General features: G+C 66.9%; 6 protein-coding genes. 3 read left to right on the plus strand and 3 right to left on the minus strand.

The annotated features are described in order from the left end of the window. Nucleotides 1-15: 15 nt before the first annotated feature. Genes B4U45_RS04790 through B4U45_RS04800 form a run of 3 tightly spaced genes read right to left on the minus strand, consistent with a single transcriptional unit; the run spans nucleotide 16 to nucleotide 10560 of the window. Complete coding sequence (locus tag B4U45_RS04790; RefSeq protein ID WP_219859336.1) at nucleotides 16-4569, minus strand: non-ribosomal peptide synthetase; 4554 nt, start codon at nucleotides 4567-4569, stop codon at nucleotides 16-18. 18 nt (nucleotides 4570-4587) lie between these two features. Then, nucleotides 4588-9579, minus strand: a complete 4992-nt coding sequence (locus B4U45_RS04795; protein ID WP_219859337.1) for a non-ribosomal peptide synthetase — start codon at nucleotides 9577-9579, stop codon at nucleotides 4588-4590. 42 nt (nucleotides 9580-9621) lie between these two features. Continuing rightward, entirely contained in the window at nucleotides 9622-10560 is a 939-nt protein-coding gene (locus B4U45_RS04800) for a methionyl-tRNA formyltransferase (protein WP_075548059.1), read from the minus strand. 226 nt (nucleotides 10561-10786) lie between these two features. Here B4U45_RS04800 and B4U45_RS04805 point away from each other — a divergent pair, with 226 nt between their 5' ends. From B4U45_RS04805 to nbtC, 3 genes are read left to right on the plus strand one after another with little or no spacing between them, the layout of a single operon-like run. Then, on the plus strand, nucleotides 10787-11545 hold the full coding sequence (locus tag B4U45_RS04805) for a thioesterase II family protein (RefSeq protein WP_075548060.1): 759 nt from the start codon (nucleotides 10787-10789) through the stop codon (nucleotides 11543-11545). Next, nucleotides 11542-12846, plus strand: a complete 1305-nt coding sequence (locus B4U45_RS04810) for a beta-ketoacyl [acyl carrier protein] synthase domain-containing protein (protein ID WP_075548061.1) — start codon at nucleotides 11542-11544, stop codon at nucleotides 12844-12846. The genes B4U45_RS04805 and B4U45_RS04810 overlap by 4 nt, the downstream gene beginning before the upstream one ends. Before the next feature lie 4 nt (nucleotides 12847-12850). Then, the gene (gene nbtC, locus B4U45_RS04815; protein ID WP_099225079.1) at nucleotides 12851-15916 is read left to right on the plus strand and encodes a nocobactin polyketide synthase NbtC; all 3066 of its coding nucleotides are present in this window, start codon (nucleotides 12851-12853) and stop codon (nucleotides 15914-15916) included. The last annotated feature ends 671 nt before the right edge of the window (nucleotides 15917-16587 follow it).

Here is a 16587-nt window from a genome sequence, read left to right on the forward strand (position 1 = left end):
GCCGGGTGGTGCGCGTCAGGCCGCGGTGTCCAGGGTGGCTGCCAGTAGCGCGATTCCGCGCTGCCACAAATGCGTCAGGTGATCGATATCGGCGGGTGCGAACAGCGCATCGCTCCAGCGCCAGTTGCTGATCAGTTGGGTGCCCTCCGGTGTCGTGGCCACGAACGCGCTGAGGTTCACCGCGAACCGCAACGGCAGATCCGGCTCGGGATCGTCCGGCAGCGCATCGAGGTACGGCCCGGTCAGCAGGGACCACGGTTGATCGGGGACACCACCGAGGTCCAGACGGCCCAGATAGCTGAACTGGATCTGCGGCTCGGCCGCGTCCTGCAGTTCCGGAACCAGGTTCACGTAACGAAGCAGACCGTAATCCAAACCGTCGTTCGGGATTGCGCCAAGATGGGCGACGACCGATTCGACCAGGCGGTGAGCTGCTGTCGAATCACGCTCGGCCTGCTCGATTTCCACCGCGGCCGAACCGGCTCCGAGTCGCACCGGGTATGCACAGGTGAACCACCCGACGGTGTTCGTGGTGTCGGTGTCCAGAACGGCATCAGCGCGCCCATGTCCCTCCAGCGCCACCAGCGCGCCCGCCGCCGGATCCTGCGCACGACCACGGCGCCAACTTGCGATAGCCATCGTGGCTGCGGCCAAAAGAAATTCGCGTACGCCCTGGTTTCGCTTGACCGCGGCAAGTATTCGTCCGGTGACGTCAGCGGGTGTCACCACCCGGGTGACCCGCAGCGTGGACCAGGTGTCGCGGGCCGGGTCCGGCGGCCGCACGCCCAGTGCCGGATCGGGTTGGCGGACCTGCCGCGCCCAGTACTCGCGTTGGGCCCGCGCCTCGGGTGCTGCGGCCCGGTGCCACATCAACTCACACCAGCTGCGGTACGAGGTGAACTCCGGCAGCATTTTCGGCGACGCACCCCCGTTGAGTGAACGCCACGCCTCGACGAGATCACCCAACAGGATGTGCCAGGACACCACGTCGACCGCCAGGTGGTGCGCGGTGAGCAGCAGCGCATCTCCCGGGCCCGGGTCCCCGCCACCGCCGGAAAACCAGACGGCCCGTACCATCGCACCGGCGCGGGGGTCGATCCGGTCCATTACGCCACGGGCGCAGCGACTTATGGCCGCGACCAATTCGGCGTCGGTCGGTTCCGGCAGCGGTATGCGGGTGAGGATGTCGCCGGCGCGGACCACGCCGGGTTCGCGAGTGACCAGCCGCGGCCCGGCGGGAGTGTCGATCAGGATCGAGCGAAAGGTGTCGTGGCCGTCGAGCAGCAACTGCAACATCAGCTCTACGGTCGGACGGTCGATATCGGCTGGTAGCCGGAGCAAGACGGTATGGGTGAAGCGCCGAAAATTGCCGTGCTCGTAGAGCCAGGACACCATCGGCAGCGGCAGCACCTCACCGTATTCGGCCTGCCCGACGGTGGTGTCCGGGTCGACCGCCGTGTCGACGGCGGCGGCAAGTTGGCGAATGGTCGGCGCGGTCAACACCATTCGCGGGCTGAGGTTGATACCACGGCGTCGCGCCTTGTGCACCAACGAGATCGCCACAATGCTGTCCAGCCCGAACAGGAAAAGGTCGTCGTCGAGGTGCGGCACCGCACCGTTGAACTGGTCTTCGAGGATTTCACACAGCGCCCGCTCGGTATTGGTGCGCGCCGCCGGCGATTCCTGGCCACCCACGGCCGAGAGGGTTGTCTCCGCCAGCCGCTCCAATGCCTGGCAGTCCAGCTTGCCGTTGGCGTTGACCGGCAGCCGCGGCATTGTCACGACCCGGGCCGGAACCATGTACGAGGGCAGCCGTTCGGTCAGCGCGGTACGCAGCCGGATCACGTCACCGTCAGCAGCTTGTTGCCACACAACAAAAGCCACCAGCATCGTGCCGCCCTGGCGGCGCAGCACCGAAACCGCCGCGTCGTGCACCCCGGGGTGGTCACGCAAAGCGGCTTCGATCTCGTCGATCTCGACCCGGTAGCCGCGGATCTTGACCTGGGTGTCGCTGCGTCCCAGGTAGGCGTATCCGCCATGCGGCAGGCGACGCACCAAATCACCGGTGCGGTACATGCGTTGTCCGGGGCGGAACGGGTCCGCCACAAACCGGGCGGCGGTCAGCGCCGGCCGGTCCACGTAGCCGCGGGTCAGTTGCGCGCCGGACAGGTACAGCTCGCCCACCACACCGGTGGGTACCATCCGCAACGCCGAATCCAAGACATAGCCCAGGGTTCCGGTGTTGGCCGTCCCGATCGTCGGCGCCGGGTATTCGTCGAGGGGGGCCACCACCGCCTCGACCGTCATTTCGGTGGGGCCGTAACAGTTGTATACCGCGGTCGGCGCCAGCGAGCGCAAGCTCTGCCACAACGCGGCGTCGATCGCCTCCCCACCCAGCGCCAGCACCGACAGGCCATAGTCCAGCAGGCCGGCGGCACGCAGCTGCACCCACATGGACGGCGTGGTGTCGATCATGTCGATCTCGTGCGCGGCAAGGCCTTTCACCACCCGGTCGGCGTCACGCATCTCCTCGGCGTCGAACAGATGCAGGGCATGACCGTCCAGCAGTCCGACCATGGGCTGCCACGACGCGTCGAAGCTCAACGACCACGCATGCGCGATGCACAGCGGACGGCCCAGGCGCCTGACCGCCGGCCGGTAGACGCGTTCGCGGTGGTCGGCGAAATACGCGACCAGCGCGGCATTGGTGCCGATCACGCCCTTGGGTTCACCGGTGGAGCCAGACGTGAAGATGACGTACGCACAGTGCCCGGGATCGCGGTGAACTGGCGGCGGCGCGGGCTGGCGGCGCGAAACGCGTTGGGCTACCACCGGATCGTTGATGACCAAGGTGGGGATCGCCGCCCCGGCCAGCTGGGAGCTGCCGGCTTCGGTGATGGCGACCACCGGCTTGGCTTGACGCACAATCGATTCGATACGAGCGGCCGGCAGGCTGGTATCAACCGGCAGGTAGGCCCCGCCGGCGGCGAGCACGGCCAGGATCGCGACCAGGGATTGGGTCGAGCGGGGCAACAGCAGCGCCACGACCGTTTCCGGGCCGACGCCGTGGTCGGCCAGCTCCGCCGCCAATCGGCATGCCGCGGCGTGTAGTTCGGCATAGGTGTAGCGATCGCCGCGGCATGTGGTCAACGCCTGGGCATCTGGTGTGGCGGACGCCTGTTGCTCGAAGATCTCCCACACTGTACCGTCCGGGGTGGTTGCCGGATGCGTTGCAAGTTGCTCGAATTCGGCATGCTCGGCCGCGGTGAGGACGTCGAGCGCGTCGGGAGTGGCGTCGCCGATATCGGGCAGTTGCCGCAGCACGCCGAGCAGTCGCTCGCAGACCTGTGCCGCGGGAAGATGCGGCAACGCATCACGAATCGCCTCGACAACCACCACCAACGCGTCGTCTCTGAGGTGCGAGACCACCGTCAACGGGTAGTGCGTCAGACTGTCCATGTCGACCGGGCGAAAACACGCCCCGTCGGGAGTGGTCACCGGCCGGATCGCATGCTCGACGGGCGCGTTCTCGAAAACGAACAGGCTGTCGAACAAGGCTCCGCGCCCGTGCGCCCGTTGCAGTTCCGACAGACTCAGATAACCGATGTCGCGCATCGCCGACGACTCACGCTGCAGCCGCGCACAGTGTTCGACCACCGACGCGGCGCCGCTGACCTGGTGTACGACCGGCACGGTGTTGATGAACAGCCCGACCATGCCCTCCACCCCGGCCAGCTGCTGCGGACGGCCGGAGACGACGGCGCCGAACACGACGTCACGACGGTCGGTGAGCCTGCTGAGCAGCACCGCCCACGCGAAGAGCACCGCGGTGTTCAGCGTTAGACCGTTGCACCCTGCCCAGTTTCGCAGCCGGCTGGTATCGGCGGCCGGCAGCAGCAGTTCAGCCTTTTCCGGGACGGCGTCGCGCGCGGCGAGCGTGCCGTCGGCCACCATCAGTGGTCCCGAGACGCCGCGCAGGTACTCGGTCCACCGGGTCATGGTCGCCTCGGTGTCCTGCCGTGCCAGCCAGCTGATGTAGTCGCGATACGGGCGCGACTTGGCCAGCCCTGCCGGCGATCCGCCGGCCCGGTACACCGCCAGCATCTCGGTGAAGAACACCCCGAGCGACCAGCCGTCCATCAGGATGTGGTGGGCGGTGAAGATCAGCCGGCGCCCGGTCTCACCGGGGGCCGAAAGCAGGATAATGCGCAACGCCGGGCCCCGGCTCAGGTCGAACGGGCGGCGTCGTTCGGACCGCGCGATGGAATCGAATTCTGTTGGGAGCGCTATGCGTTCGACCCACGGCAGCTCGGCCCGAGCGGGCACGATCTGCACCGGATTGGGAACATCGCGGTCCCAGAAGACGGCCCGCAGGTTCGGGTGCCGGTCCAGCATGGCTGCGGCGCTGCGGCGCAGCAGCTCGGCGTCCACCGGTCCGTCGATGTCGACCCGCAACTGCATGGTGTAGTGGTCGAGGCCGTCCGCGGCCAGCCGGGACAAGGCGAACAGTCCTTGCTGGAGGGGGCTGAGCGCGAGAACGTCCTCGATCTGCGGCGAAGCAATGGTCACGATTTCCTGACTCCCGCCTTACGAATGTTGCCGCCACGACGCGGTGAGCGCAGCCAGCGCGTCGTCGTCAAGACCGGAGGCGCTCATCGGCTCAGCCGGCGCGGGTAGCGAAGCCGCCTCGGCGGCGGGCTGATCGGCGGCCGCATCGACTGCCGCGGCCAGCTCGGCAATGGTCAAGTGCGCGAACACCATTGCCGGGGTCAGCGCCAGCCCCTGCGCGGCGGCCCGAGCCGACCACTGGACCGAGATGATGCTGTCGCCGCCGAGCGCGAAGAAATTGTCGTCGGGGTCGACGTCACTGATCTCGAGCAATTCCTCCAGCAAGGCGATGAGCACTCGCTCCGTTTCCGCCGAGCCGCCGGTGACCGATCGGCACGGCTGCGGCTCGACCGCTGTCGGCGGTGCCAACAGCTTGTCCAGGTCGGCGGCGGGCAGCAAGTGCACGCCCGACACCGCGGCGTCGGGCGCCCCCGCGAAGGTCTCGAGCGTGGCGTCGAGCGCATCGGCGATCAGTTGCACCGAGGCGGGTTCGTAGAGATCGGCATTGGCCACCACCCGTACGGCGAGGCCCCCGTCGGGTGTCACATCCAGACCCACGTTCAGATCCAGCAGTGAGACTTCGAAATCCATTGACAGCGCAACGACCGTGGTCGCTCGGTCGCCGGTCAGATCCCGCGGCAGCAACGCCCAGTCCGCACCGCGGAAATGGATCGAGTGCTGGAACAGCGGGTGGTTGCGCGACGGCGAGCGCGGCGGGTTGATCGCCTCGACCAACCGTTCGATGGGCAGTTCCTGGTGAGCCAACGCGCCCAGCACGGTACGGCGGCTTCGGATCAGGATGTCGCGCAACGAGGGGTCGTCGGAGAAGTCGCTGCGCAGCACGACCACGTTGGCGCATGGGCCGGTCAGGTGTTCTGCTGCCCGGTCGATTCGCGACGCGACCGGACTGCCGATGACGATGTCCGCCCCGCCGCCGAGCTTGTGCAGCACGACCGCCAGCGCCGCGTGGTAAACCATGAATTCCGTGGCGTCGTGGTGTTCGGCAAGCCGGGTCAGGGCCGTCCGGCGTGCCGCGGACACGGTGAAAGTCACTACCGCCCCACGCCTTCCGAGGACCAGCGGACGCATGTGGTCCAACGCTATCGAGATGTCCTCGGGTGTTCCCGCCAGCGCATCACGCCAATACGCCAGCTCGGCTTGCCCCCAGTCGCCCGGTGCGTCGAAGGTGCTTCGTTGCCATACCGCGTAATCGGCGAACTGTAAGGGGGTTTTGGGCCACTGCGGCGGACCGCCGTGCAACCGCGCGCGATAGGCGGTGATGAGGTCGTCGACCATCACGCCCAACGAGCTGTGGTCGGTGACGATGTGATGGACGAGCAGCAGCAACACATTCGTGTCCGGGCCCAGCCGCAGCAGGGTGGGCCTGACCAGCGGCTCGGATTCCAGCGTGAACACGTATCGGCGCAACTCGGCAAGCACCTGATCGACCCGGTCGGCGGCGACTTCGCGGACGGCGAGTCGCACCCGCATTACCGGATGCACATGCTGATACGGAACACCTTTGTGGTCAACGAAATTCGTGCGCAACACCTCGTGGCGGGCTATCACGTCGTTGAGCGCCTCGGCCAGAGCAGCCGAGTCCAGTGGACCGTCGAACCGAAGCGCCAGCGCCATGTTGAAGACGTCGTTGGCGCCTCGCATCCGGTACTGGAACCACATGGCCAGCTGGGAATACGACAACGGCGGCCAGTGTGGGCGAGCCGCGTGGGCGAGTTCCGGGCGGGCGCCCGGGGATCCGGAAGCGTGCACCAACCCAGCGGCCAACCCGGCCGGGGTAGGGGTATCGAACACCGCGCGAACGTTCAGCCGCACCCCGAATTCGGCGTGGATCTGGGCGATCAGCCGGGCCGCCAGCAGCGAATGGCCACCCAGCCCGAAGAACGAGTCGTCGACACCGACGTCCGGGCAGCCGAACAGCCGGCCGAAGATCGCGCACACCCGGCGCTCGGCCGCGTTCGCCGGCTCGCGGTAACGGCGCGCACTGACTTGAGTCGGTGCGGGCAGCGCCCGCTTGTTCAGTTTGCCGCTGAGGCCCAGCGGGATCTCCCGGATCACCGCGAACGCAGCGGGCACCATGTAGTCGGGCAGCATCGCCGCGGCATGGGCGCGGACATCGTCGAAATCGATTCGTGCCGAGGGTCCGTTCTCACCGCCGGCGGGCACCAGGTAGGCGGCCAGCGTCGGCCCGGCCTCGGTGTCTTCGGCGACGACCAGGCAATGCCGCACCGCGCGATGGGTGGCGATGACGGACTCGACCTCGCCGAGTTCGACGCGAAAGCCCCGGATCTTGACTTGCTCGTCGGCGCGTCCGACGAACTCCAGCTGCCCGGAGAGGTTGCGGCGCACCAGATCTCCGGACCGGTACAGCCGCATCCCGGGATTGAACGGGTCGGCGACGAATCGTTGCGCCGTCAACCCCGGACGGCCCAGATATCCGCGCGCCAACTGTGCACCGCCCAGGTACAACTCGCCGACCACTTCGGCGGGCACCGGCTGCAACTCCGGATCCAGGACGTAGGCGTAGACATTGCGGTTGGGTACGCCGATTGGCACCACGCCGCTGCGCTGCGGCCCCGATACCCGCAGATGCGTGGAGCAGACGACCGCCTCGGTGGGGCCGTAGTGGTTGCGTAGTTCCGCGTCGAAGTGGCCGGCGAACTTGTCGGCCAGTTCGGCGGGAAGCGCTTCGCCGCCTACCGGCACGTGGCGCAGTTGCCGCCACTGGCTGACCTGCGGCAGCGCCAGCAACGTGCTCAGCATGGAGGGCACCATGTGTAGGACCGTGACCCGGTGGCGGCTGATCAGATCGGCGACGTAGGGGATGTCGCCGAAGGCGCCGGGCTTGGGCACGATCAGCCGGGCCCCCAGCGACAGCGTGACGAAGATGTCCAGCAGCGATGCGTCGAAACTCACCGATGACGATTGCAGCAACCGGTCGTCGGGGGTCATGCTCCACTCGGCGATGAACCCGTCCACATGCTCGGCGATGGCCTGATGCGGCACCGCCACGCCCTTGGGCCGCCCGGTGGACCCGGACGTGTAGATCACGTAGGCCAGGTTCGCAGGGTGTAACGGCCGAATCCGGTCGGCGTCGGTCAGCGCATCATCGGACAGGTGGGCGGCGGCTTGTTCGGCGGCGCCGAATTCGTGGTGGCCCAGCACCATTGTGGGTCCGGTGTCGGTGATCAGGTAGTGGATGCGATCCTGCGGATAGGCCGGATCGATGGGCAGGTACGCCGCCCCGGCCTTCAGCACCGCGAACATGGCGACGACGAACTCGACCGAGGTGGCCAGGTGCAACCCGACGATGTCGTCGGCCCCGACACCATGCCGAATCAGCCAGCGTGCCAGGCGGTTTGCCCGGCGATGAAGTTCGGCGTAACTCAACTCCGCGTCGTCGGAAACCAGCGCGATCCGCTCGGGCGCGGCGGCAGCCGCCCTTTCGAGCAGCGCGACCATCGTGGCGGCCGGTGTCGCGACCAGCTCGCCGTGCGACTGCGCGAGGACGGCGGCGCGCTCTGCGGCGCCCAGCATGTCCAGGCCCGCGAGGCGATCGCCGGGGGCTCGCAGTGCATTGTCCAGCAGCCGCAGGTAATGGGTCAGCAGCTGATCGACGAGCGCACCGGCCAGCACATCGGTCTGGTATTCGAACTCGACGACAACATGCTCGGGGTCCTCGGGATCGTGCACGACCGCCAGGGCCAACGGCAGCTGCGCGGTGATCGCTCCGAGTTCCAGTTGTCTGCAGGTAACGCCGTCGAACCCGAACCCGGCGAGACTCTTACGCATGCTGAAGCCCAGCCGCGCCACCCGGTCCAGGCCGTCGCGCCCCGCGGTGCGCTCCGGGTTCATGGCGCGGACCACGCGGTCGATGCCCACCGACTGGTGCGCGAAGCCGCCAAGACAGGTTTCGCGAACGGCGTCGGCGAGCCCGGCGAACGTGTCGTCAGCTCCCGAGACAAACCGCAGCAGCAGGATGTTGCCGAAATACCCGATGACATCCTGCGCGGCCGCGCCGCGCTCGGTCACCGGCACGGAGACGAGGAAATCCGATGCGCCGGTATAACGACGCACCACAGCGGCGAAGGCGGCCAGCAATACCATGAACGGCGATGCGGAGTGCTCGCGGGCGAACTCTTCGACCCGGCCGAACAGGGCGGCGGGCAATGCGCGAGTCCGGCGGTCGGCGCGCCGGGAGGGATTCGCCGCGGCCGCACCCGGCAGATCCGGCGGTTCGGGCAACGGCTGCAAGTGGTTACGCCAGTACTCGACGTCGGCGTCGCCGGGTTCACCGGTGTGCCGCGGCACCGCCACCGCGACGAACTGCGGCGCCGGGGTACTCGGGTTCAGACCCTGGTACGCAGCGCGCACGTCGTCGAAGAAGATCTCCCAGGAGTCGTCGTCCCAGCAGATGTGGTGGACGACGAAGAGCAGCACGAATTCGTCGGCGCCGGTGCGTATCAGGGAGATGCGCAGCGGCAGCTCACCGGTGAGGTCGAAGGGCCGGCCGAACTCGTCTCGTGCCATGGCTTCGAGGCGCCGGTTCCGCTCCGGCGCACCAATTTCAGTTAAATCGCATGCACGCCAGGGTATTTCAATGCCATCGGCACCATCGGCAACCACCTGATACGGTTCACCCGATGCGTCCACTCCATAGGTGGTGCGCAACACCGCGTGCCGGGCAACGACATCGCCGACCGCGCAACGCAACCTCCCAGCGTCGAGCGCGCCCGTTAGCCGAAAGCCAACGCAGATGTTGAGGGTGGTGTCGTCGGCGTCCATGGCCTGCAGGAACCACATCCGGCGCTGACCGGTGGACAGCGGATAGCGCTCGCCGGCCCGGACCTGCGTCTGCTCCACCGATTTGCCTGTCGCCAAACCGCTTTCGGCGATCCGGCGACGCAGCAATTCGCGACGGCGTTCCTGCACGGTCTTGGCATCAGCGGCCATCGCCTGTTTCACTCCTAGCATTCGGTTCGCCGGAATCGGAAGTCAAGCCTGACTGCTCAAATAGCCACCGCGGCAAAAGAACTCCTCCCCAAAGTGCTCGGCCCCGGCGGCGTCGCGCACCGCGGTGATGACCAGACCCCGGTTGGCTCCGCGATACGCGTTGGGCCCCGACACCACCGCGCCGCCGCCCTCCTGCACGATCACCCGGCCAGGCGTACCACCGTAACGGGCCTGTGAAACCTGAGCCTCGAGCACTTCGATGCGTTCGCCCCGGTAGTAGCTGAACGCGCGCGGATACGGGTCCGACAGTGCCCGCACGAACCGCTCCAGGTCCTCGGCCGGCCAGGTCCAGTCGATCAGGCTGTCGCGCTCGGCGCGTTTGTGGAAGTACGTCCGTTCGGCCTTGTTCTGCGGCCGCCAGACGGCGGTGCCCGACTCCAGCGCGTGAAGCGCGTCCCGCAGCGCACCGGGGATCAAATCCATGCCGCGGGTGACCAGCTCCGTCGCGGTATCGGTGGGCCCGATCGGCAGAGAACGCTGGATCAGGATGTCGCCGGTGTCGAAACCGTCGTCCATCCGGTGCACGGTCAACCCGAACTCGGACTCGCCGCTGATCAGCGCCCAGAGCACCGGGGAAAACCCGGTGAACTTCGGCAGCAGCGAATCGTGAAGGTTCAGTGTGCCGTGCGGCGGCAGGCTGTAGAGCTCCGGCGGCATCCAGCTGTACCAGCTGTTGACCACGATCACGTCGGGTTCGGCCCGCTTGACGACGTCGATGGTTTCCGCGTCAGCCCGTTCGGTGATGTGCACCGGGATGCCCCGGTCTCGCGCGAGTTTCTCCACCGAGTCCGACCAGATGGCCTTATACGACTGTTCGCTGGCCGGATGCGTGACCGCAAGCACGACGTCGTGACCCAGATCGATCAGCGCCTGCAGCGTCTTGTATCCCCAGGTCTGAAAACCGAACGACACGACGCGCATTTGCGGACCAGCCTCCCCTGACTCGTGACCCGGCCGGCCTCGGCCGGGGCCGGACCCGGGGTTCGGCCGGCCTTGCCGGGCACCAACCACAGGTCCGGCGGATTATGTTAGCCTTCGCTAAGTTGCATGGGTATAGCGGCCGTCGAGGCCCGAGATTTTCTGGCCGGGTGATGGTGCGGGACCACGCGGGCCACGGGAAGCGAAGCGATCGGGAAGGTACTAGCGCATGCCCCGCAAACTAGGGTGGATCAGGCAATTTCACCAACCGGGCGCGCCCGCGAACCCGCCGCTGCTGGTTTTTCCGCATGCCGGCGCCGGGGCATCGGCCTACCGCGCATTCTCGAAAGCGCTGAGCGCGACGTTCAAGGTCATCGTCTTCCAGTACCCCGGACGTCAGGACCGGGCAGCCGAACCGTTGTTGGGATCCATCCCCGACCTCGCGCGCGGAGCGTTCGACGAGTTTTCGGCATCGGAGCACCACGACGGCGTTCCGCTGGTGACCTTCGGCCACAGCCTGGGCGCCATGGTCTCGTTCGAATTCGCCCGACTCGCCGACGCTCGGGGCATCCAGGTGCGGCAGATTTATGTCTCGGCGGCGGTGGCCCCTTGTCACGCCGCCGCCAAACCCTCACATCCGACGGATGACGAGGAGATCCTCAGCCACCTCGCCACCCTCGAGGGCACCGACTCCGACGTCTACGGCAACCGCGACCTGATGCGGTTGGCGCTTCCGGTGATCAAAGCCGACTATCGGGCTTTCGATGCGTACTCCTGCGCTGAGAGCGTCAGAATCAGCGCCCCGATTCACGCGCTCGGGGGTGATCGGGACCCGATTGTCACCTTGGGTGATCTGTATGGATGGGGTAAGCACACCGACACCATCCAGGTCACCATGTTCGACGGCGGACACTTTTTCCTCGACGATCACCTCGACGCCGTCGCGCAACTGCTGGCGTCATGCGCGCACTACCAGCAGACGTCATGATCGACACCGCAGCCGACCACATCGTCATTTCCGGCATGGCCGTGGAGGCGCCCGGGGGAATCGACAGCCCCGCCGCATTATGGTCAGCGCTGTCGGAGTCGAGAGAGCTGATCGGCCCGTTTCCCCGCGATCGCGGCTGGCCGATCGACGAGCTGCTCTCGCTGTCCCGGGACGACGGCTGGGGCCGGGTCTGCGATGCCGGCGGATTCCTGGACGGTGCAACGACATTCGACCCTCCCTTCTTCGGCATCACGCATCGGGAGGCCCTGGTGATGCATCCCCAGCAACGCGTCGCCATGCGGGTGGCGTGGCAGGCGCTGGAGAATGCCGGGATCAATCCGGGCACGCTCGAAGGTGAATTCGGCGGCTGTTACGTCGGAATGTCGATGACGGAGTACGGCCCGCGTACCGCACAGGCCGACGCCTACACCGGGCACCGCACCGTCGGAATGGGACAACTCGGCGGAGCGGGCCGGATCTCGCACTGCCTTGGATTGACCGGCCCGTCGATGTGTATCGACTCGGCGTGCGGATCGTCGTTGACGGCACTTCAGTTGGCGGCCAACGCGGTTGCCATGGACGAGTGCGAATGGGCGCTCGCCGGCGCGGTGTGCGTTCTGGGGGCGCCGGCGGCGTTCTTCGAGTTCGCAAGGCTCAATGCCCTTGCCGACGACGGGCATTGCCGCGCCTACGCCGACGACGCCAGCGGCACCGTGTGGGGCGAAGGCGCCGGCATGGTTCTCGTCGAACGCGAGTCGCGGGCACGGCAACTGGGTCACCGGATCTACGGCCGCATCCTCGGCGTCCGCACCAACCACAACGGTAAAGGCAAGCCGATCCTGGTGCCGCGGGTGCGCGCGCAGGAGCAGGTGATCCGCAAGACGCTCGATGCGGCCGGAATCGACGCCGCCGAGGTGGGAATGATCGAAGGGCACGGAACCGCGACGCTGGCGGGCGACCCGGTGGAATTGCTGGCACTCTTCAAGACTTACGGCGCAGCGGGATCCGAAGCTCTGCTGGGCTCCATCAAGTCCAACGCCGGGCATGCGCAGGCGGCGGCGGGCATCCTCGGACTGATCAAACTGCTGCTTGCGGGCCGACATGGCTGGATTCCGCCAACGCTGTTCTCGGACAACCCGACCAAGAAGCTGGACTGGAACCTGACCGGCCTGCGCCTGGCCACCACACTGCACCAGTGGCAGCCCCGAGACGGCGTCCGCTACGGCGCCGTCTCGTCGTTCGGCGCCGGCGGCGCCAATGCGCACGCGATCATCGCCATGCCGGTAGACCACGGGGAGTGAGAAAGTGACATCGCGCGGCTACCGGCTCCCCGACGGCGCCATCCCCGTCCTGGTCACGTCGGATAACCCTGATCTGGTGTCGCGGGAGGCCGCCGCGGTATTGACGTATGTGGCCGACCATCCCGAGGTGGCGCCGCAGGCGATCGCCGACATGCTTTTCCGGACCAGGATTGCCCGCAAACACCGAGCCCTGGCCATGGCGGCCGACCGCGACGAGCTGGTCAACGCGCTGCGGGCGATTGTCGACGGGCGCGACCACCCGTCGGTGGTGTGCACCCAAACCGCCGCCGCGGCCCGGCGGGTCGCCTACGTATTTCCCGGGCAGGGGGGCCAACGTCCGGGGATGGGGCGACTCTTCTACCAGGCCATGCCCGCGTTCCGGGCCGAGGTGGATCGCTGCGCCGCGGCATTTCAGGCACAGTTGGGCACCTCGCCACTGAATTACCTTCTCGACGAGGGCCTTTCGGTTGACAACTCCGCGATCACCGTCCAGCCCGCGTTGTTCACCCAGATGGCCGGCCTGGCCGCGATGTGGCGATCAGTGGGCGTTGCGCCCGACGTCACCATCGGTCACAGCCAGGGAGAGATAGCCGCGGCTTATGTCTCGGGCGCAATCACCTTGGCGGACGCGGTTAGCATCATCGGGATCCGCGCTCGCGCCGCCGACGGGTTCGCCGCAGGTGATTACGCCATGGCAGTCATCGCCGCCGACCGCGACGCCTGCGAGGACCTGCTCGCACGGTGTTCGGGCTGGGCGCAGCTGTCGGTGATCAATTCACCCAACCTGGCCGGGATCTCGGGCGATCGGGAAACAGTGCAGATGATCGTCGACACCTTTTCCCGGCGCGACATGTTCGCCCGGGTTATCGAAGTCCGATTTCCCGCGCACACCAGCGTGATCAGTGCGCTGGGCGACGAATTCTGCGCTGCCACCCGACGCGAACTGCGGAATCCGAAGTTCCTCGACACCGATATCGACTGTCTCGGCGCCACGCTGGGCGGTCCCATCACCCAAGATCTGCCGCTCGACCAGTACTGGTTCTGGAACCTGCGCAATACCGTTCGATTCGACAAGGCGATCGCCGCCGCGGTGGCACGCGGCGTCGACACCTTCGTCGAACTGGCCGTTCATCCGTCCCTGCAACTGGCCATCGAAGAAAACCTTGCCGCAGCGTCCGACGACGGCAACGATCGCGATCCCATGGTGGTGGGCACGTCGATTAGGGAGGCGACCGATCTGGGCGAATTCACCCGAAATCTCGGCCGCGTCGCCGTGCATGACCTGGCCTATGCCTGGGACCAGCTGTCCGCCGAGCCGCACGGCCCCGTCGCGCTGCCGCTTCCCGACTTCCCCAATACCGTGCTGAACGAGACCAAACTGTGGCTGCCCTACCAAGACACGTTGCCGCAGCGTCCTCGGCGAACGACAACCACATCTGGTCCGGTGCGCAACCCGATCGGCCAGATCGCGCCGCCGCGACTTCTCGCCGAGAATTGGGTTCGGTTGTCCCAGCGCTCGCTGGTAGCGCCGCGCGCAATCGGGATAGTCGATCACAGCGGGGGCTGCGCCGAGCAGGCCGCCGCGCTGTGCATTGCGGCCGCCGACCTCGGCGCAACCGCCCGTGTCGTCGATGGCCGAAACAGTTCTGCGACGACGGGTCTGGATACACTTGTGATACTTCTTCCACGGTCGGCGAAACTCGACTTCGCCGCGGCCGCGGCCGCGGTTGCGGCATTCTTTTCCGACCGCACGTGGTGGCCGGGAATCAGTGCTGCAATCACCGATTGCTGGCTGGTGACCATAGGCGGCGAGGCGGTGGTTGCCGACGACCCGTCACCGGATCCCGTGCATGCGGCCGCAATTTCGGGTTTTCGCAGTATCGGCTGCGAACATCCGCGCGTTTGTTTCCGGCATCTCGATCTGGCTGCCGGGTCGCCGTTGCCGGACGCGTCGGCCGCGGTCCTGGCCGCCCTGCACACCGCGCGGGAATCGGCGCTTGCCCTGCGCGACGGTGTTCTGTACGCCAAGCGGATCGTCGAAAGCGAGGCTCCGGTAGCCGATTCGAACCTCGCCACACCACAGCACGTGCTCATCGTCGGCGGGACCGGAAACCTCGGACTCGATTTCTGCGAGCATCTGGCGCGGCGCGGGGCGCGACGGATCACGCTGGTCAGCAGATCCGGTGAGACCGCGGCGGTGGCAAACCGGTTACAGCAGATCCGGTCTGCCACATCGGCGCACATCGAGGCCGCCGCGTGCGACGTCGGTGACCCGGCGGCAGTGCTCCGACTGGCGACGGCCGCTCAGGACACACCCGCGGATCTCATCGTCCACGCCGCCGTCCAGTATTCGGGCATGGAGCTTGCGGACATCACGGTCGAGAAGGCCGAAAAGGCGTTGCGCGCCAAGGTGGTCGGCATGTCGATGGTACTGGAGACGATTCCGCGGACCGCCGACTGCCGCATTCTGCTGTGCTCGTCGGTAGCGGCGACCGTCGGGGGTCGGGGCCTGATCGTTTATGCCGCATCCAACCGAATGCTCGACGCCATGGCGCACCGGCTCAGATCCGAGGGCCTGGATTGCGTGTCGGTTCAGTGGGGCCAGTGGCATGTCGCTTCCGCTGCCGCCGACTCCGGGATGGCGAAGCTGGCTTTCACCGGTCTGCTGCCGATGTCCGCCTCCGATGCGCTGGCACTGGGGATGGGTCGACTTCGCGGGAATGCGATCGTTGCCGCGTTCGACGCGGAGCGTGCGACCTCGGTATTGCAGGCCTGCGGCCACGGCGGGTTGTTGTCACAGCTGACTTCGCACGTGACGGTGGGTAACTCGACGCGGGATGACACTGCGACGGGTGCTATCCACCGGTTGCTAAAACTGCTGGCGGGCGCGATCGGCGTCGACGACGTCGAGGAGATCGACACCACGGTTCCGATGGTCGCGCTCGGCCTGGATTCGTTGCAAGCGCTGGAATTGCGTCGCCGCGTCAAGGCGGAGTTCGATCACGAACTCGAGGTCTCCGATCTGCTTGGCGGAGCGTCGATCGACGATATTCTGGCCACGTTACGCTAGTTCCGTCACGTCGTGCTGACCCGGCGGCGAAAAGCCCTGCCACCCAACGGATCTGTCACTCTAATGCGGTGCTGATGTCGCTCAAGGCAGCGCTGATGTCGTGCCATGGCTGGAGCCGACGGGTACCCGTCATGCCCGCTACACAGCCACAATCCGTTGCCCTCCTTGGCTTGTCGCTGAAATCGGTCGTGGGCTGTGCCCCGATGTGGGCAGATGGACGTCGCCTGCTGGTGTGGTTGGATTGGCGGCTGGCGGCAGGCGGCGTCGAGTGTGCACTGGCGGCCTCGAGTAAGCCGTCAGGGCGGTCCGAACGTCAAACTCCCGCCCTACATACACAGTCAAAGCCCTCACCGCACACTCGATACAGCCGGCATGACAGCCGGTTCGGTGAGCGCGTAAGACATCTCCCGAACGCCTACCATCACAAGCGGTTTGAGTTAAGCAGCCGTATCGACGTGCCAAAACAGAGCCAAGGTGCTCGAAACTGAGCCAGGCATCCACGGCTGCGCACCAAGAACATCGTTGACCAGCCACATTCGTGGTCACCATGAATTTCCGAGTGCGCCAGGCAAATCGGGTATCACCCCGGCCAGAGAACACTGTGACAGGCAGGACTGCCGCAGCCAAACTCCATAGATCCCGGAAACCAGATCAGCGCAGGCCCCTAGCCG

The sequence above is a fragment of the Mycobacterium persicum genome, from assembly GCF_002086915.1.
GTDB lineage: Bacteria > Actinomycetota > Actinomycetes > Mycobacteriales > Mycobacteriaceae > Mycobacterium > Mycobacterium persicum.

Excerpts from the sequence above, each read along its gene's own strand:
- B4U45_RS04795 (WP_219859337.1), bottom strand. The coding sequence starts at position 9,579 with ATGGCCGCTGATGCCAAGACCGTGCAGGAACGCCGTCGCGAATTGCTG.
- B4U45_RS04800 (WP_075548059.1), bottom strand. The coding sequence starts at position 10,560 with ATGCGCGTCGTGTCGTTCGGTTTTCAGACCTGGGGATACAAGACGCTG.
- B4U45_RS04805 (WP_075548060.1), top strand. The coding sequence starts at position 10,787 with ATGCCCCGCAAACTAGGGTGGATCAGGCAATTTCACCAACCGGGCGCG.
- B4U45_RS04810 (WP_075548061.1), top strand. The coding sequence starts at position 11,542 with ATGATCGACACCGCAGCCGACCACATCGTCATTTCCGGCATGGCCGTG.